The organism is Sphingorhabdus arenilitoris (assembly GCF_042651485.1).
Lineage (GTDB): Bacteria > Pseudomonadota > Alphaproteobacteria > Sphingomonadales > Sphingomonadaceae > Sphingorhabdus_B > Sphingorhabdus_B arenilitoris.
On record NZ_JBHSDH010000013.1, the window covers coordinates 787052 to 804058 of the forward strand.

The 17007-nt window shown below is 53.8% G+C and carries 17 protein-coding genes; 7 read left to right on the top strand and 10 right to left on the bottom strand.

Annotation, left to right across the window (positions count from 1 at the left end; translation table 11 throughout):
- Nucleotides 1-96 precede the first annotated feature (96 nt).
- From ACFOWX_RS07870 to ACFOWX_RS07885, 4 genes are all read left to right on the top strand, one after another.
- Entirely contained in the window at nucleotides 97-978 is an 882-nt protein-coding gene (locus ACFOWX_RS07870) for a pseudouridine synthase (protein WP_381422931.1), read from the top strand.
- Nucleotides 979-1067: 89 nt separating this feature from the next.
- Complete coding sequence (locus ACFOWX_RS07875; protein ID WP_381422933.1) at nucleotides 1068-3026, top strand: putative bifunctional diguanylate cyclase/phosphodiesterase; 1959 nt, start codon at nucleotides 1068-1070, stop codon at nucleotides 3024-3026.
- Nucleotides 3027-3084: 58 nt separating this feature from the next.
- On the top strand, nucleotides 3085-3633 hold the full coding sequence (rsmD, locus tag ACFOWX_RS07880) for a 16S rRNA (guanine(966)-N(2))-methyltransferase RsmD (protein WP_381422935.1): 549 nt from the start codon (nucleotides 3085-3087) through the stop codon (nucleotides 3631-3633).
- Between the two features lie 67 nt (nucleotides 3634-3700).
- Nucleotides 3701-6004 (top strand): ATP-dependent helicase, encoded by a 2304-nt coding sequence (locus tag ACFOWX_RS07885; RefSeq protein WP_381422937.1) that lies wholly within the window; start codon nucleotides 3701-3703, stop codon nucleotides 6002-6004.
- 117 nt (nucleotides 6005-6121) lie between these two features.
- Here ACFOWX_RS07885 and ACFOWX_RS07890 read toward each other — a convergent pair whose 3' ends face one another.
- Nucleotides 6122-7003 (bottom strand): IS1 family transposase, encoded by an 882-nt coding sequence (locus ACFOWX_RS07890; RefSeq protein ID WP_381422939.1) that lies wholly within the window; start codon nucleotides 7001-7003, stop codon nucleotides 6122-6124.
- A 122-nt stretch (nucleotides 7004-7125) separates the two neighbouring features.
- Between ACFOWX_RS07890 and ACFOWX_RS07895 the strand changes: the two genes are divergently transcribed.
- Nucleotides 7126-8139 (top strand): P63C domain-containing protein, encoded by a 1014-nt coding sequence (locus tag ACFOWX_RS07895; protein WP_381422941.1) that lies wholly within the window; start codon nucleotides 7126-7128, stop codon nucleotides 8137-8139.
- Here the strand turns inward: ACFOWX_RS07895 and ACFOWX_RS07900 are convergent.
- Together ACFOWX_RS07900 and ACFOWX_RS07905 are read right to left on the bottom strand one after the other, a co-directional pair.
- Nucleotides 8109-8366: a hypothetical protein gene (locus ACFOWX_RS07900; protein ID WP_381422943.1), complete on the bottom strand. Its 258-nt coding sequence runs from the start codon at nucleotides 8364-8366 to the stop codon at nucleotides 8109-8111. The two genes, ACFOWX_RS07895 and ACFOWX_RS07900, sit on opposite strands and share 31 nt — an antisense overlap.
- Nucleotides 8359-8547 carry a hypothetical protein gene (locus ACFOWX_RS07905; protein WP_381422945.1) on the bottom strand — a complete coding sequence of 63 codons (189 nt, stop codon included), beginning with the start codon at nucleotides 8545-8547 and terminating at the stop codon, nucleotides 8359-8361. The genes ACFOWX_RS07900 and ACFOWX_RS07905 overlap by 8 nt, the downstream gene beginning before the upstream one ends.
- A 103-nt stretch (nucleotides 8548-8650) precedes the next feature.
- On the opposite strand from ACFOWX_RS07905, the gene ACFOWX_RS07910 reads away from it, so the two are divergent.
- Complete coding sequence (locus ACFOWX_RS07910; RefSeq protein ID WP_381422947.1) at nucleotides 8651-9172, top strand: hypothetical protein; 522 nt, start codon at nucleotides 8651-8653, stop codon at nucleotides 9170-9172.
- A 173-nt stretch (nucleotides 9173-9345) separates the two neighbouring features.
- Here ACFOWX_RS07910 and ACFOWX_RS07915 read toward each other — a convergent pair whose 3' ends face one another.
- A complete protein-coding gene (locus ACFOWX_RS07915) occupies nucleotides 9346-10353 on the bottom strand; it encodes a fumarylacetoacetate hydrolase family protein (RefSeq protein WP_381422949.1) in 1008 nt (335 codons plus the stop codon).
- Between the two features lie 88 nt (nucleotides 10354-10441).
- On the opposite strand from ACFOWX_RS07915, the gene ACFOWX_RS07920 reads away from it, so the two are divergent.
- The gene (locus ACFOWX_RS07920; protein WP_381422951.1) at nucleotides 10442-11428 is read left to right on the top strand and encodes a C13 family peptidase; all 987 of its coding nucleotides are present in this window, start codon (nucleotides 10442-10444) and stop codon (nucleotides 11426-11428) included.
- Between the two features lie 2 nt (nucleotides 11429-11430).
- Here ACFOWX_RS07920 and ACFOWX_RS07925 read toward each other — a convergent pair whose 3' ends face one another.
- From ACFOWX_RS07925 to maiA, 6 genes are all read right to left on the bottom strand, one after another.
- Nucleotides 11431-11970: a VOC family protein gene (locus ACFOWX_RS07925; protein WP_381422953.1), complete on the bottom strand. Its 540-nt coding sequence runs from the start codon at nucleotides 11968-11970 to the stop codon at nucleotides 11431-11433.
- A complete protein-coding gene (gene hppD / locus ACFOWX_RS07930; RefSeq protein WP_381422955.1) occupies nucleotides 11967-13067 on the bottom strand; it encodes a 4-hydroxyphenylpyruvate dioxygenase in 1101 nt (366 codons plus the stop codon). The genes ACFOWX_RS07925 and hppD overlap by 4 nt, the downstream gene beginning before the upstream one ends.
- A gap of 151 nt (nucleotides 13068-13218) precedes the next feature.
- Nucleotides 13219-13668, bottom strand: coding sequence for a MarR family winged helix-turn-helix transcriptional regulator (locus ACFOWX_RS07935; protein ID WP_381422957.1), 450 nt, complete (start codon nucleotides 13666-13668; stop codon nucleotides 13219-13221).
- Between the two features lie 11 nt (nucleotides 13669-13679).
- Nucleotides 13680-15788 (bottom strand): TonB-dependent receptor, encoded by a 2109-nt coding sequence (locus tag ACFOWX_RS07940; protein WP_381422959.1) that lies wholly within the window; start codon nucleotides 15786-15788, stop codon nucleotides 13680-13682.
- A gap of 108 nt (nucleotides 15789-15896) precedes the next feature.
- Complete coding sequence (locus ACFOWX_RS07945; protein ID WP_381422960.1) at nucleotides 15897-16310, bottom strand: GFA family protein; 414 nt, start codon at nucleotides 16308-16310, stop codon at nucleotides 15897-15899.
- Between the two features lie 10 nt (nucleotides 16311-16320).
- A complete protein-coding gene (gene maiA, locus ACFOWX_RS07950; protein ID WP_381422962.1) occupies nucleotides 16321-16956 on the bottom strand; it encodes a maleylacetoacetate isomerase in 636 nt (211 codons plus the stop codon).
- Nucleotides 16957-17007 lie beyond the last annotated feature (51 nt).

Here is a 17007-nt window from a genome sequence, read left to right on the forward strand (position 1 = left end):
ATGTGTTCCTTCCCGTATTATTGATGGCTGGCAGAATTAGCGACCTTTTCCTGAATAGCCAGTGACTTTTCACAGCTTTTGCGCCATGGGCGGGTTATGGCCAAGACACCTTCCCGCCCGCCCCGTGATCGCACCCCAAAAAGCGGCGCAAAACCGCCGCGTATCCGCTGGGATAACAAACCGCGTCGCAGCGGGAAAGGCCCTGCCAAAACCGACAATCCCCTTCCCCGTCAGGATGGTGAGGAACGGATTGCGAAATTGCTGGCGCGCGCCGGTATCGCATCGCGCCGTGAAGTCGAACGGATGATTGCCGATGGCCGCGTGACGCTGAACGGAGAAAAAGTGACGACGCCTGCGACGCTTCTAAAAAACCTGAACGGCGTGGCGGTGGATGAAAAGCCCGTGGGTCCGCCCGCCCCCACCGCGTTATATTTGTTTCACAAACCCGAAGGCTGCTTAACCGCAGAGCGTGATTTTTCCGGGCGCAAAACGATTTACGATTTGCTGCCGCCTGAATTGCCGCGTTTGATGCCGATTGGCCGGCTCGATCTCAATACCGAGGGCCTGTTGTTGATGACCAATGATGGAGAATTTAAGCGGCAGATGGAGCTGCCCTCCACCGGCATTGAACGCACCTACCGCGCCCGATGTTTCGGCATGATTAGCCAGGATCAGCTGGAAGAATTGATTCAAGGCGTCGAAGTGGACGGCGTGCAATATGGCAAGATTGACGCCAATATGGAGCGGCGCACCGGCGCGAATGTGTGGATTGAAATGACCTTGACCGAAGGTAAAAACCGCGAAGTGCGCCGCGTGCTCGAACATCTGGGATTGGAAGTGAACCGGTTAATCCGAACGCGCTATGGTCCCTTTGTGCTCGGCAATATGCCGACCGGTGAGGTCGCGGAAATCCGGCGTGTTGACCTGATTGAATTTCGCAATAGCTTGAAGAAACAAAATAAACAAATTGAGATCTAGGCTGGTTAGGGTCGGGACCCTAGTCAGAATATCTGCGTGATTTTCAAACTTAATTAACTGCACAGCGTTATGGCCGTCGGTCTAATCAGATGGCTATCGGACAATATCTTGAACGCGCCCGTGACGCGCTCGGGCTGCAACGCGCAAGCGATGAATTGGTGCGCGAACAATTTCGCTGGTTATCGCGGCAAATTCCGGTTTTATACGCCATCATGTTCGTAAACAGCCTGTTCATGGCCTTCGCCGTACTCGAAGGCGCAGGTCCGGTCATGGCATTTGCTTTTCCGGCCTTTACTGCGCCGATCATGCTCGGCCGTTTGCTGTTATGGCGTCACAGAGCGGCGAGCTTGGAAGGCAGAAGTGTCGCGCAAATGCGAAAGGCACTGCGCGGTATCATATTTGCAGCGGCCGGTGTGGCGATATTGCTGGGCAGCTGGGCCGTGATGATTATGTGGTCGGTACCGGCGCAATATTATGCTTTCATCCCGCTATTCACCATATTGAGCACGATCACCTGTGCTTATTGCCTCATGGCGCTGCCTGCGGCGACGTATGCCGTCATCTTGACAGGATCATTTTATATCACGCTGGCCATGAGCTTGACCGGCGATGTGATGATGATGGGTATGGCCGCAAATATGCTGCTGGTTGCGCTGCTCGTCATTTATATGGTTGCCAACCAATTTGCGCAGATGAGCCGCATCGTCGCCTCGCGCAGCCTGATGCTGGAACAACGCGCTTATGCCAACCGGCTCGCGCATCATGACCAGCTTACCAATATGCCGAACCGCCGGGCCTTCATGGATGCTTTGAACCGCATCCGCACGCAGCGCCCTGAAAAACCCGTCGCTGTGGCGATGATTGACATGAACGGGTTCAAACCGATCAACGATACTTACGGCCATGCGGCAGGCGACAGGTTGCTGATCAATGCCGGGCAATGCCTGACTGCGGTGGTGGGTAAGGATGGGATTGTCGCGCGGCTGGGCGGGGATGAATTTGCGGTGCTCTTCCCCCGTCCGCAAGGACCCGAATGGGTCAAAGCAAAGGTGCAGCATATGCTGCGCGAACTGGGCAAGCCGATCAATTTGGGCGAGCATGAAATCCGGCTGGGCGCGGCATTTGGCATCGCGATGAAAACGGAAATGCCCGATGATCCCATGGAAATGATGGTCCATGCTGACATCGCCCTATATGAAGCAAAGAATAGCAAGTCGAGCGCGATGAGCGTGTTTGAAGGCAATATGGAAGAGCGCGTACGGCGGCGGACAATGATTGAACAGGCGCTGTCCGATGATATGCAAATGGCGGGGATTACCCTGAATTTTCAGCCGATTTTTGCGCTCAAGACTGGCGATCATGTTGGTTTTGAAGCGCTGGCCCGGTGGGAGCATCCGGTGCTTGGCACAATCGCTGCGTCGGATTTTGTGACTGCTGCAGAACGCAGCGGCCTTGCCACCAAATTGACCGTGCATCTGTTCCGAGAGGCCCTGAAAACCGCGCGGCAATGGCCGGGTAACAGCCGCCTGTCCTTCAACCTATCAGGCAGCGGGCTTGGCACATCGAACCTTGATACGATTTTACCCGCCATGTTGTCCGAGATGCAATTTGATCCGTCGCGGCTATGTGTCGAGGTGACAGAGACAGCGCTGCTCAGCAATCCCGAAGTCGCGCAGCGTGTATTGGGCAAATTGCAAGCAATTGGCGTGCGAATTGCGCTCGATGATTTTGGCGCAGGCTATGCCTCGATCGGCTATCTGCAACAGATGCGGTTTGACGACATAAAGCTGGATGGCAGTTTGATTAGCCAGATTGTCTATGATGCCCGTGCCCGTGACCTGCTGATCGGTGTGCTGCATCTGTGCAAGGCGGTGAATGCCGATGTCACCGCTGAGATGGTTGAAAATGTCGAGCAATTAACGCTGCTAAAAGCCTTGCCGATCGAAAATGTGCAAGGGTATTTGCTGGGCCGTCCGGTGCCCGATTTTGATACGATGGAACCGGACCCGTCCAACGCGGCGGTGCGCAAACATCTGTTCATGCGTTAAGCCGCAAAGCCGGAAATCCCCGCTTGGCGGCGGCGCGTTTTTCTTTATAGCGCAGGATATGCGTATCATTTCTGGCCAATGGCGTTCGCGCCCGATCATCGCGCCCAAAGGCGAAACCACTCGGCCCACCGCCGACCGCACGCGTGAGACACTGTTTTCGATGCTGGCCAGCCGGTTGGGTTCTTTTGACGAGTTGCAGGTGATCGACCTGTTTGCTGGTTCCGGCGCATTGGGGCTGGAGGCATTATCGCGCGGCGCGGCGCATTGCACCTTTGTCGAACATGACCGCCCGGCGTTACAGGCGCTGGAAAAAAACATCGATAAACTGGATGCCAAACGGCTCTGCGATGTCCGCCCCGTTTCGGCCATGGCGCTGGGCAAAGCGGTGCGCGCTTATGACCTGATCCTGATGGACCCGCCCTATGGCACCGGCGCAGGCGTCGTCGCGCTCGAAAAAATGGCGCGGCTTGGCTGGGTCAGCCCGTCCAGCTGGATCAGCATCGAAACCGCCCGGACAGAAGATGCGCAGGTAAAGGGCTTTGAAACCGAAACCGTCCGCGATGTGGGCAAGGCCAGGCTTACCCTGCTGCGCCCGCTGGAGATTTAAGCGCCGCGCTGCAAAAGAATATCGTTCCGCTTGCATCGCAGCAGGCCGTTCCCTAATCGTTCTATCTATGGAAGATATAGCCGCCACCGCGATTCCCGATAATGCGCCGCTATGGCTCACCCGGCTAAACCCGCCGCAACGTGACGCGGTGCTGACCACCGATGGGCCTGTCCTGATGCTGGCAGGAGCGGGGACGGGAAAAACGGCGGCGCTCACCGCGCGGCTCGCTTGGATCATGGCCAATCAGCTGGCATGGCCGTCCGAAATTCTCGCCGTCACCTTCACCAATAAAGCCGCGCGGGAGATGAAGGAACGGATCGGCGCGATGGTCGGTGATGCGGTCGAAGGGATGCCGTGGATGGGGACATTCCACAGTATTGGTGCCAAAATGCTGCGCCGTCATGCCGAGCTTATGGGCCTGCAATCCAACTTCACGATCATCGACACCGATGACCAACTCCGCTTGCTAAAACAGCTTATTCAGGCGCAGGATATCGACGATAAACGCTTTCCGGCCAAGCAGCTGGCAGGCTTGATCGACGGATGGAAGAATAAAGGCCTATCGCCCGCCGACCTGACCCCCGCCGATAATGAAGCTTTTGCCAATGGTAAGGGTCAGGAATTATACGCGCTATATCAAAACCGTTTGCTCGCGCTCAATGCCTGCGATTTTGGCGATTTGTTGCTGCATAGCTTGAACCTTCTGAAAAACCACCGCGACATATTGGAACACTATCAACAACGATTCAAATATATCCTCGTTGATGAATATCAGGATACGAATGCCGTCCAATATTTGTGGCTGCGTCTGCTCGCGCAGAAACGCAAAAACATTGCCTGCGTCGGTGATGACGACCAATCCATCTATAGCTGGCGCGGCGCAGAAGTGGCCAATATCCTGCGCTTTGAAAAAGATTTCCCCGGCGCAAAAATCATCAAGCTGGAACAAAATTATCGCAGCACACCGCATATATTGGGCGCAGCGTCGGGTTTGATTGGCGCCAATAGCACCCGGTTGGGCAAAACGCTTTGGACCGAGCTGGATGAAGGCGAAAAAGTGCAGGTGATCGGCGTGTGGGATGGTCCCGAAGAAGCGCGGCGCGTTGGCGAAGAAATTGAGGCCCTGCAAAGCAAATATCGCAGCCCGCTCAGCGATATAGCCATCCTGGTCCGGGCGCAGCATCAAACCCGCGAATTTGAAGACCGCTTCATACAAATCGGCCTTAACTATAAGATTATAGGTGGTTTTCGTTTTTACGAACGCGCCGAAATTCGCGATGCTATTGCCTACCTGCGCATTATAAACCAGCCTGCCGATGACTTAGCCTTTGAACGGATCGTCAATACGCCCAAACGCGGCATAGGCGATAAAGCGGTGGAGAAAATCCACATTTTCGCCCGCGCCGCAGGGATGCCCTTATCCGCTGCCGCAGCCGCCATGACCGGCACCGATGAAATGACCGGAAAAGCGCGCAAGTCGCTGTCCGACCTGATGATCCAAATCGCGAGCTGGCGCGAAATGGCCGGGCGGATGCCGCCTTCGCAATTGATCGGTCAAGTGCTGGACGAAAGCGGCTATACCGATGTGCTGCAGGCCGAACGCAGTGTGGAGGCATCGGGACGGCTCGAAAATCTAAGCGAACTTGCCCGCGCGATGGAAGATTATGAAACGCTCGGCGAATTTCTGGAGCATGTCAGCTTGGTCATGGACAATGATGCACAGCAAGGCGGCGATCAAGTCACGATCATGACTATCCACGCGGCCAAAGGGCTGGAATATAAAAATGTCTTTTGTGTGGGATGGGAAGAAGGCCTGTTTCCCTCGCAGCGATCTCTCGACGAAGGGGGCCTGGCCAGTTTGGAGGAGGAACGCCGCCTCGCCTATGTCGCGATCACCCGGGCACGCGAACGCTGCACCATTTTGCACGCGGCCAACCGCCGCATTTACGGCCAATGGACGAGCAGCATCCCCAGCCGCTTCATAGCGGAGCTGCCCGCCGACCATATAGAGGCGCAGGAAAGCATGAGCGGCGGGGCATCGTTATGGCGGGCCAATTGGACGGAAAAAGGCGATCCGTTTGCGCATCTTGCCGCCGCCAATGCGACCCGCGCCGGTCAACGCGGTCCCGGCTGGCAACGCGCGGCGGCATCGGGCGGCTTCAATCCTGTGCCGCAACGCATTGCAGAAAACACCCGCAGCGCCGCCAGCTTCGCCGCCAAACCCCGCGCCGACCTCGCCGTCGGTATGCGCGTATTCCACGAAAAATTCGGCTATGGCGAAATAATCGACATTGAAGGCAACAAACTGGATATAGAATTTGAAACCGCAGGCAGCAAACGGGTGATGGACAGTTTTGTGAAGACCGGGTGAGCGGGCGGCTTGCTTAAATTGCGCTTGGACCTTGTCCTAGGCCGTAAACTTGGAACACCCTGTCTGAATAACCGCGTTATTATAACTTTCCTACATAATGGTATTTCGGGTAGTGTCTCAGTTTGAAATTCGCTTTTTGTAAGGGCCGCGCTTTTTAGGTGCAGGAGCCATCTCGTCAATCTTAGCGATAATATCATCCAGTGACCATAGCGTATCAGTGATGCCAGCGGCCATCGCAGGTGACATTTTAAGCGACTTATGAATGCGGGTGAAATTATAGAATACAAAATAGAGCGCCAACGCGTGAATGTGATTTTCCAACTTCTTTGAAAATCCATTGGTTAAGCGAGTGAAGCGGCGCATGGACATACGCATTGTGAGGTTTTGACGTTCAACATAGCTAGTCGATACGTGCTTAATGTCTGGATTGCCTTCGCGGTGTATTTTCTTGATGCCCGTGCAATCGGCAGGTGAGTAACGGCCCTTCATGCTTTCAGGTGCAGCGCCATACATCTTAACCAGTTGCGCGTAGTCCACATCTGCACCGAAAGCACCCTCAACAGCTTCGAGATAGGCTTTGTGGCCATCTGTGGTTAACTGGACGCGGTTGGCAAGACGTGCGCGCAGATCGTCCATAAATTCCATTGCATATTCGGCATCGCGCCCGCCAACCAAGTAGGACACGATCAGCTTGCTATCAGCATCAATCGCCGTCCATGTCCAAACATCGCCAGCGCCTTCGGGTGCATCCTTTGCGGTTTTGACGTTTTTCTTTTTGGCATAGCAGAACGACCATATTTCATCGCACTCGATACGGGTTGATTGGACGCTTTGCACGTTATCATTGTGGATAGCGATGCAAGCTTCACCTGCTTGAACCAAAAGCTTTGAAACCGTGTTGATTGATACATCTGCAACGCGGCTAATCGAACGCATTGATGAGCCTTCGCAGAGCATTGCGAGAATTTGACGGCGTTTTTCGATGGGCAATTTGTTCATACGATTTTGATATGAACTTTTATGCTTAGGGTCAAGTGAAATCAACATTATATATCCATGCTTGCATTATTTTGATGGCAAGCATATGCTTGGTCAATTGGTTTAGCAAGCATGGAGTATTTATGACAGACGATTATCGTTCAAAGGGCGGGGTAAGGCGCGCAGCGGGACTATCACCGGAGCGCCGTTCTGAAATTGCGAAGAAAGCCGCAGAATCACGGTGGTCAGCAGACTTGCCAGAGGCCGATTTTGAGGGCGAATTTTTGATCGGGGACAAGGTCGTTGCTTGCGCTGTTCTTCGTGACGAGCGCCGAATCATAACTCAGGCTACATTCTTAAGAGCGCTTGGCAGATCGCGCTCACCTAAAGCTGGAACTGGCGTTCTTTCAACTGTCGACGAACTACCCTTCTTTTTGCAAGCCAAGGCTCTTAAACCGTTTATTGACAATGAGTTAGAAGAGTCGACCAAACCTATCTTTTTCCGCACTCGGTCTGGCAAAAAAGGCGCGGGATATAATGCTCGGCTGATACTGAAAGTTGCAGATGTCTATATTGCCTTTGGCGATAGTTTTCTATCTCAGGAAAAAGGCATTCCGAAGCGCTACGAAAAAATGATTTTTGCCGCCAAGGCGATCAAATCGGCATTGGCGGAAATTGGTATCGTAGCACTTGTTGATGAGGCGACGGGCTATCAGGACGTGCGAAACCGCCTTGCGCTGCAAGAAATGTTTGAGGCTGTTTTGCGCAAAGAACTTGCGGCATGGGCCAAAAGATTTCCAGATGAATTTTACAAGCAAATTTATAGGCTACGAGGATGGGAATGGCGCGGGCGGCAAATCAATCCACCGCAAATTGTCGCTCATTACACCAATGATTTTATCTATGATCGCATAGCGCCTGGATTGCGTAAAGAACTGGAAAATAGAATGCCAAAAACTAATTCAGGCAAGAAAAAAGGGCGACTACATCAGTTGTTTACCGATGATATAGGGCATCCACTTTTAGCTCAGCATGTTCATATGGTTACAATGTTCATGAAAGCAGCGGGTTCTTGGGACGAGTTTAAAATCAACCTAGACAAGGTTTCCCCTAAGCAAGGCGACAATTATGAATTGTCTCTCGAAGGTGCATCTTGAGCGTGTCCCCATCGCTTTTCCGCTGCCTTCTTAGCAATCTCTGACCGCCGCTCCGGCGTCATATTGGAGGCACGTTTCTTGCCGCCCAAGCTGCCAAGCTTCGCAGCGGCGCTGGACGCCTTCTTATCTTCCGTTTCCTCTTCTTCGCCAGTTGCGATCTTGGCGATCATAACCGCCGCGCCGATCACATCGGCTGGTCGCTTCTGGCCTTTTGGTCCTTTAGGCATCGAGCGCGTCCAATTCTGCCAAAAGCCCACCAAGTTCCTCTTGTGCCCATTGGATATGGGTGCGGATGCCTTGACGTTGCTCTTGAGTAAGGGGTAATTCCGCCAAGTCTCTCCAGTCCAACCGGATAGATTCAACCAATGCTTCGGCATCATTCCTCAATTCTTGGATTTCAGATAACAATACAATCTCCTTTGCTTGCCGCTAAGCATATAGCAATGAGATAGGGATTGCACTGTCAAATTTCAAACTGAGACACTACCGTATTTCGCGCATATACTGGCGGATGAAGATAGATGATAAATCCAATCAACCCCTTCCCCGCTGGCGGCAATTCGCGGCGAAGGAGCAAGTGGTATTCACACCCGATAAGGAGGATATTCCCTTCATCCCGGTTGCGATGGAACGCAAACGCGCATCGGGTTGGACGGCGGACCGGCAGCGGCTTTTTATCCGGCATTTGCAACATATTGGCATCGTTGCCGCAGCGGCGCGGGCCGCCGGTATGTCGCCCAAATCGGCCCATGCCCTGAAAAAACGCGGACATATGCAGCGTTATTTGTCGGGCGAAGCGCCGCCGCAATGGGATGCGGAGCGGCTTGATTTTACCCAAGCGTGGGATTTGGCGGTAAAAATGGGCCGCGACAATGCCTATTCCCATGCGATTGCCCGCGCGTTGCAGGGCGAAACGCTTATTATTCGCAAAGAGGGCGGCGTGCGGATAATCGAAAAGCGCCGCTATGATAACCGGCTGCTGGCACGGGCGCTGGCTCCGTTACCGCCTGCACCTCCCAAATCCGCACGATGACTCGCGGCATGACGGGCCATTTGACAATCCCATTCCGTCATCGTCAGATGAATCGAGAAGACTCTATATTTCAATTACTTGCTGCGTTTGTCCTGCAAAAGTTGCCGTCATTGCCTCCATTTGCGGTTACCTTAATAACCTTTAGCGCGGACGCATATGCGTCCACCGCGATCTTACGCCTGCACCGCCTGCTGCTCAATTGCGCCAAAAATGCTGTGGCCCGCATCATCGCGCACCTCGATCCGGACGGTATCGCCATCTTTCAAAAATGGCGTGGTCATTTCGCCTTTTTGAATTTTTTCGATCATCCTTATTTCGGCGATGCAGCTATAGCCCAATCCGCCCTCGGCCACCGGTTTTCCCGGGCCGCCATCTGCATCGCGGTTCGACACGGTGCCCGATCCGATGATCGAACCAGCCCCGATATTGCGCGTCTTGGCCAGATGCGCAATCAGCACGCCAAAATCGAATGTGCAATCATCCGACGCCACCGCCCGGCCAAATGCTTTCCCGTTCAAATCAACCATCAACGTGCGGTGCAGCTTACCCGCTTGCCAATAATCCCCCAGACTTTCGGGCGTGACGAAAACCGGGGACAGGGCGCTGGCGGGTTTGGATTGGACAAAACCAAATCCCTTGGCCAATTCATCGGGGATCAAATTGCGCAGCGACACGTCGTTGACCAACCCCACCAAGCGGATATGGCTCAGCGCCTCGGCCGCCGATACGCCGCGCGGGACATCGCCGGTTACCACCACAATCTCCGCCTCCAAATCGCATCCCCATGCTTCATCACCCAACGGAATGTCATCACGCGGACCCAGAAATTCGTCCGAACCGCCTTGATACATCAACGGATCGTGCCAGAAACTATCCGGCAATTCGGCCCCTCGCGCCTGCCGCACCAATGCGACATGATTGACATAGGCCGACCCGTCCGCCCATTGATACGCGCGCGGCAAAGGCGCGGCGGCCTCTCTTTCATGGAACCGGTCTTTTGGTATCACATCATGCGCCAAATCCGTCGACAGCGCCTGCAACGCGGGGGCAATCCGGTCCCAATCATCCAATGCCGCCTGCATGGTGGGAGCAATATGCCCCGCATCGGCACACCAAGCGAGATCATCCGACACGACCACAAGTTTGCCATCACGGCCGGATTTGAGCGATGCTAGTTTCATTTCTTTCCCTTCTCTCTTACAACCTGCACGCAGCATGGGCGCAATATGATGCAGGATCAACGGCTGTTAAGGCACAAATGAGGAAATCATGGCTGTAACAGGATTTTTTTGGGGATTAGATATGCTTTACCGATTGTTCGGCGCATTTGCTATTTTATCGGCTTCCGCAACCATGCCCTCTCAGGCCCAAAATGCCGAAGAAATCGTTGCAGCCGATAAAGGCGTAACAAGCGAGCAAGGCCGCCCAGCCCAATGGTATTTGGAACAGCATAACCGGCTCGCCAGCGCCATTGCCGCTTTGAAACCCCAAAATCCGGGCACGGTCGATGCCTATATTCTGGTCGCTGGATTGGACGGCGATGCCGTATTTCGCAGCGAGTCAGAGGAAACCGCGAAAGTTCTCGCCCGGCGATATAATGCCGAGGGGCGGACGATTTTACTGACCACAGACTCGCGCAATGGCGCGGCGCAAGGATCCCCGGCGAATATCAACACCGCGCTGGCCGCTATCGCCGAAAAAATGGATTTGGCCGAAGATGTCCTGATCCTCTACACGACAAGCCACGGTAACAAAAAGATCGGCATCGTATATCAGGACGGCCGGCAAGGTTTCGGCATGATCGCGCCGAGCCGGATGGCGAAAATGCTATCCGACCTAGGTATAAAAAGGCGGCTGATTATGATTTCGGCCTGCTATTCGGGCGAATTTATTCCTGATTTGAAAAGCGATGACAGCATCATTATCACTGCCGCTTCATCAATGCGCCCATCCTTTGGTTGTGCCCCCGGAAATGATTGGACTTTTTTCGGCGATGCGCTGGTCAATCATGGGTTGCGCACGCCCAAGCCGCTGACCGAAATAACCGGCGATATGCAACATATTATTGGCGGGTGGGAGAAAGAATTTGATCTCACCCCGTCGGAACCGCAGCTTTCCTTTGGTGCAAAAAGCGAGGAGTGGCTCGCTGCGCTGGAGGCGCAACTGCCGAAAAACGCGACGCCCAAAACCGGAACGCCATCAATCGAAAGCGCATATTTCTTAGAATTGCGCGCAGAAAAGGGGAAGAAGAAATAGCGCTATTCGGGTGCATGCAACCAATCGGCATGGCGCGGCGCCTTTTTGGTTTTACTCCATTCGTCGAGCATTAACGGCGCGACCCGGCGCAGCTCAGCATATTGTTCCTCGGTCCCGATATCGCAGGCCAATTCCAGCCGGTGGCCATTGGGGTCGAAAAAATAAATCGACTTAAAAATGCCATGATGCGTCGGGCCGAGCACGTCAATTCCTTGCTCCTCCAAATGCCGCTTCGCCGCCAGCAGGGCATCCAAGTCACTGACTTGAAAGGCAATATGCTGCACCCATTGCGGAGTATTGGGATCGCGGCCCATTTCCGGCTGCTCCGGCAATTCGAAAAAGGCAATGATATTACCCCCACCGCAATCCAGAAAAATATGCATATACGGGTCATAGGCGCCGGTCGAGGGAACGTGATCCTCGCTAAATGCCGTGGTAAATTCCATGCCCAGATTATCGCGGTACCAATCGGCCGTCTCCTTGGCGTCGTTGCACCGATAGGCGACATGATGGATTCGGTTCAACGCGAAGGGCACGCTCATTGTGCAGGCTCCGTTTCCAAAACGCCGCGAGCAATCTGGTCGCGCTCAATGCTTTCGAACAAGGCCTTAAAATTGCCCTCGCCAAATCCCTCATCTTTCTTACGCTGGATAAACTCAAAAAACACAGGACCAACCTGCGTCTCCGAAAATATCTGCAGCAAAAGCCGGGGATCGCCATCGTCGGTTGATCCATCCAATAATATGCCCCGTTTTTGGAGCTCTGCGACCGGTTCACCATGACCGGGGAGCCGCTGTTCCAGCATCTCATAATAAGTCGCGGGCGGCGCAGTCATGAACGGCGTGCCCAACGCCTTCAGCCTATCCCAGCACGCGATGAGATCATCACAGATAAAGGCGATATGCTGGATCCCCTCACCGTTATAGGCGCGCAAAAACTCCTCAATCTGCCCGCCGCCAGCTTTCCCTTCTTCATTAAGCGGAATGCGAATTTTACCATCGGGGGCAGTCATCGCGCGCGAGGTCAGTCCGGTATATTCGCCCTTGATATCAAAATAACGGATTTCACGGAAATTGAAGATACGCTCGTAAAATGCCGCCCAATAATCCATCCGCCCGCCATAAACATTATGGGTCAAGTGATCGATCAGCTTAAATCCCGCGCCGACCGGATGCCGATCCGCTCCGGGAAGATATTCAAAATCAATGTCATAAATCGACAAAGCATCCGGGTTATCCAGCGTCGCATAACGGTCGACCAGATAAATCAACGCTCCGCCAATACCGCGGATCGCAGGGATGCGCAGTTCCATAACACCCGTTTTGGCCTCCACCGGCTCTGCACCGCGCTCTATTGCCTCAGCATAGGCCTTCGCCGCGTCCTTAACCCTAAATGCCATCCCGCAAGCCGACGCGCCATGCTCTGCGCCAAAATAAGCAGCATGACTGCGCGGTTCATAATTGGCGATCAGGTTAATCTCCCCCTGCCGCCATAAATCCACATCTTTTGACCTGTGGTGGGCGATATGAGAGAAACCCATCGCGGTGAAGACAGGTTCAAGCATTCCCTTTGTCGGGGCGCAAAATTCGATAAATTCAAATCCGTCAAGGCCGATGGGATTTTCAAACAAGTCGGTCATGGAACACTCCAGAATATAGGAAAGCAAAACTAAGCCGATGGATCACATCGTCCCAGATTATGCAAATATAGTATCAAATGAAACCATTTTTGCCAAGGCTGTTTTATACATAGTGCCGATCGACCCGTAGATAGTTTCCATAGACGCGGATCTACTGATCTAACTCACTTGCGAGCTTTCGCAGCTTAGCCAGTATCGCCGAAAGCTGCATTGCCTCTTCATTTCCTAATATTTTTTCCAAATGGGTTTCAATTGACAGCGCTTCGGGCACAATTTCATCGTAAAGCGCTCTACCATTTTTGGTTAAAGCCAAATGATGGGAACGGCCGTCGGCACTGTTGGGCACGCGCGAGACCAAACCGCGATCCACCAGGATTTTGGACGCACGGTTGACACTCACCTTGTCCATTGCGGTAGCCATCGCTAAATCGCGTTGTGTCGCGCTTTCACACTCCCCAAGCACCGCCATCAGCCGCCATTCAGCGATACGCAATCCGAAGCGACTACGATAGCTTCGCGCGATCAAATCGCTGACAGCATTGGACGTGATCGACAATTGATAAGGAAGGAAATCCGCCAGCCGCAATTTTGATTCTGCCATAATACCACCTATTAATAATCAGCAGATACACCAACCCATATGGTTCGTGGTGTCGCTCGTTCTACGATGCCGCTATTGCTGATTGCCGCCTGCACATCTGAATCAAAAATATTTTCCGCGCGCAAATTGATCCGGATTGCAGAAAACAGCTGATAAGACAGTGCTGCATCAGCGGTAACTGCGCTTTTCAAACGCTGCGCGTTGGTATCATCTTCAAATTGCGGCCCAATATAACGCAGCGAAACGCCGCCCTCCAGCCTGCTGCCTCGATACTCCAAATCGGCGCTGCCAAAGTGTTTTGCAACCTGCGCTGGACGCAGGCCATTCAGCGCCGCAGCATCGCCGCTGCTGATAACGCTTGCATCGACGTAAGCATAGGCGGCCCGAACACTGAGCGCTGTCGATATGTTCATCCGCCCTTCCACTTCGATGCCTTTACTGTCGACCGCGTCCAAATTGCGCCGCTGGCTGAAGGTGCCTGCGCCAGATACAAATCCGACACCGGGGAATAGGCCGGGCCCCCGAGCAAGCGTTACATTGGCAATCGCATTGTCCAACCGGTTCCAATAAGCGGTGACGGAGAAACTGTAGCGACCCTTTTGCCAGTCGGCACCTGCCTCTAGGCCCTGAATTCGCTCCGGTTCCAATAATTCATTTGCCGCCGTTGCATCGGCGCCAACCCGAAACGGACGATACAGTTCATTCAAGGTCGGCAACCGCCAACCCATATAGGCAGAGGAGCGAAGTTTCAGAGCATCATCCAATTGATACGCTAGGCCCAAACGCCCTGACCCCTGTGTGCCCGATCTATTGGAAAACCGATCATCGCTCCGCACGCTGCCATCCGATAGGTTGATTTCCCGCCGGAAGCCATTGGCCACATTCCAACGATCGACGCGGCCCCCAACCGTTAAGGTCAACCCGTCATTCGGCTGCAACGTCAATTCCGCAAAGCCGCCATATGTGTCGGTGCGGCCGCCTGCATTCCGGTTCCGCCCCGGATTTGTACCGGTGAAAAAGAAATTCTCGCGCGTTTCGCCAATCGTCCGCCGCCAGTCTGCACCCAGCCTGAGTTCGATATCGTCATCCACTGCCGGACGGATTTCGAAGCGCGCGCCAAGTCCAGTTGAGGGCGTCGCAAATTGATCGAGCACCAGATTAACCGAGTTACGGTCGTTCGCGACGCTGCCAAAACGGGTCGCAAACTCCCTCACCTGCAAATAGCCGAGCGCCGACCATTGCCAATCGCCGCCCCGGTCGACCAACCGCAGCGAAGCGTCGGCGCCGCTATTTTGATTGTCGCTAAAGTCGAAACCGCGATCACGTTCATCGGTGAAAGCGCGGGCGCTGAATTGTAATTCGGTGTCATTCGATACCGGCGTGACGGCGCGAACCGCTAATCCGGCTTGTTCATAGGGCGCTGCCCGGTCTACGCTGCCACGCTGTCCATCGATGATCGGAATGAAACCATCCGAACGGGCATAGCTGCCCGAAATAGACAGGCTGCCTTGCCCCAAATTTTGCAGCAGGGCGGCTTTTGCGTCCACACTGTTGCGGCTGCCATAATATAAGGCACCGCCCAGCTTGTCCTGATTTTGAAGACTATCAAGTTCGATTATCCCAGCCAGAGCACCTGGTCCCGAAGCCACCTGCCCAGCACCCCGTCGCACACGAATACTGGCAAGGTTCATCGCATCATAACCCGGCCAGCTAATCCAACCCCCAAATGGGTCGGCCTGCGGCACATCATCCAGCACCAGAAGTGCGCGAGACGAGGCATTTCCGCCCAGTCCGCGTAGCGTGACACCCTGGCTGGTCGGATTGGCACTACGCGCGTCACTACGCCGGAATTGCTGAAGCGAGGGAACAGAACGGAGCGCATTTTCGAGACGCAAATCCTTCGCTTCAACCTGCTGTATCGCCTCGATTTTTTCGGCCTGTGCTGTCGGCAAATTACCGACAACCAAAATGCTGCCATGCGGATATGCAGCGGATTGGCCGTCTTCGTCTTCAATGATATGGATCGACGCGGTTTCGGTCTTGCTGGCCTGTCCCCATGCGGGCGGCGCAACAGAGTAAAATCCGATAACAGGAAGAGAGAATATTATTATTTTTTTCACAAGCTATGCTTTTCCTAATAAGCTATTGTTTTAACACAATCCGCCAACCGGAATGTATGGCGGCGCTGTCAATTGCGGATGAGCTAGCTACCGCTAACCAAACATTTTTCAATCACGCATCCATTTGTTGAAAGACGGCATTTCATCTGCACTGGGCAAACGATGATAAGGCTGCGCGTCGCAGATAAAATTTGCGCTATCCGCTTTGCCAAATACCGAAGGATCATCAAGGCTACCGACCTTGATAATTACCGCGTCAAACCCCGGTGCGCGCGTAAATAAATGTGTGCCGCAATTTTCGCAGAATTGCCGTGTCACGGCGTGCTCAATATCGCTGCGAGTATAATCCTTCACCTGCCCTTTGGTCAGGGCGAATCCCTGCGCTGGCATCGCCATGACCAGCAAATTACCCCCGCCGGTGATATATTGGCATTCGCGGCAAAAGCATTCTGCCTTGATCATCGGTTCGCCCTCCGCCTGGTAACGAACCGCACGGCAATAGCATCCTCCTTCGACTTTCATAATTCCTCCTTTAACCGTCGGGGTTTACTGCATCGGGATGAGCGGCTTGAAACGCATCCATGTTCAGGAGCGCCGCATTGACCCGCATCAATTTTGGATAAGCGCCTAATGGCGTATCAAAACGCTGCGCATTATAGATTTGGGGGACCAGACAGACATCGGCCAGATTAGGCTGATCGCCGCCAAAAAGGCCTGTGTCTGGCGCCATTATTTCGAGCGCGCCAAATCCTTCGGTGATCCAGTGCCGATACCAACCGTCCACCGCGTCCTGTTCCTGCCCGAGCTCATTTTTCAGATATTTGAGGATACGCAGATTGTTAAGCGGGTGGATATCCGCTCCAATGACCAAAGCCTGCGCCAATGTCTGCGCGCGCAAAGCAGGGTTTGCAGATACCATTGGCGGGTCGGGATAATGGGCATCAAGATAATCAATAATGGCAAGGCTTTGCGTCAAATCATGCCCGTCAATCGACAGCATCGGCACAAAAGCTTGCGGATTGCGTGCGACATAATCGGGCGCCTTATTTTCGCCGGTCACAAGACTGGTATCCACCCGCCGATATTTCACTTTTTTCAGATTTAGCGCGATACGGACGCGGTAGCTGGCCGACGATCGGAAATAGTCATAGAGGATGGTGTCGTTCATTATTCATGTTCTAGCCATGCCGGGGCGATTAAGCAAAGGCCGTTTAAATCG

Bases quoted from the DNA above. Each gene is read 5' to 3' on its own strand.
- ACFOWX_RS07870 (WP_381422931.1), top strand. From the start codon at position 97: ATGGCCAAGACACCTTCCCGCCCGCCCCGTGATCGCACCCCAAAAAGC.
- ACFOWX_RS07875 (WP_381422933.1), top strand. From the start codon at position 1,068: ATGGCTATCGGACAATATCTTGAACGCGCCCGTGACGCGCTCGGGCTG.
- rsmD (WP_381422935.1), top strand. From the start codon at position 3,085: ATGCGTATCATTTCTGGCCAATGGCGTTCGCGCCCGATCATCGCGCCC.
- ACFOWX_RS07885 (WP_381422937.1), top strand. From the start codon at position 3,701: ATGGAAGATATAGCCGCCACCGCGATTCCCGATAATGCGCCGCTATGG.
- ACFOWX_RS07890 (WP_381422939.1), bottom strand. From the start codon at position 7,003: ATGAACAAATTGCCCATCGAAAAACGCCGTCAAATTCTCGCAATGCTC.
- ACFOWX_RS07895 (WP_381422941.1), top strand. From the start codon at position 7,126: ATGACAGACGATTATCGTTCAAAGGGCGGGGTAAGGCGCGCAGCGGGA.
- ACFOWX_RS07900 (WP_381422943.1), bottom strand. From the start codon at position 8,366: ATGCCTAAAGGACCAAAAGGCCAGAAGCGACCAGCCGATGTGATCGGC.
- ACFOWX_RS07910 (WP_381422947.1), top strand. From the start codon at position 8,651: ATGAAGATAGATGATAAATCCAATCAACCCCTTCCCCGCTGGCGGCAA.
- ACFOWX_RS07915 (WP_381422949.1), bottom strand. From the start codon at position 10,353: ATGAAACTAGCATCGCTCAAATCCGGCCGTGATGGCAAACTTGTGGTC.
- ACFOWX_RS07920 (WP_381422951.1), top strand. From the start codon at position 10,442: ATGGCTGTAACAGGATTTTTTTGGGGATTAGATATGCTTTACCGATTG.
- ACFOWX_RS07925 (WP_381422953.1), bottom strand. From the start codon at position 11,970: ATGAGCGTGCCCTTCGCGTTGAACCGAATCCATCATGTCGCCTATCGG.
- hppD (WP_381422955.1), bottom strand. From the start codon at position 13,067: ATGACCGACTTGTTTGAAAATCCCATCGGCCTTGACGGATTTGAATTT.
- ACFOWX_RS07935 (WP_381422957.1), bottom strand. From the start codon at position 13,668: ATGGCAGAATCAAAATTGCGGCTGGCGGATTTCCTTCCTTATCAATTG.
- ACFOWX_RS07945 (WP_381422960.1), bottom strand. From the start codon at position 16,310: ATGAAAGTCGAAGGAGGATGCTATTGCCGTGCGGTTCGTTACCAGGCG.
- maiA (WP_381422962.1), bottom strand. From the start codon at position 16,956: ATGAACGACACCATCCTCTATGACTATTTCCGATCGTCGGCCAGCTAC.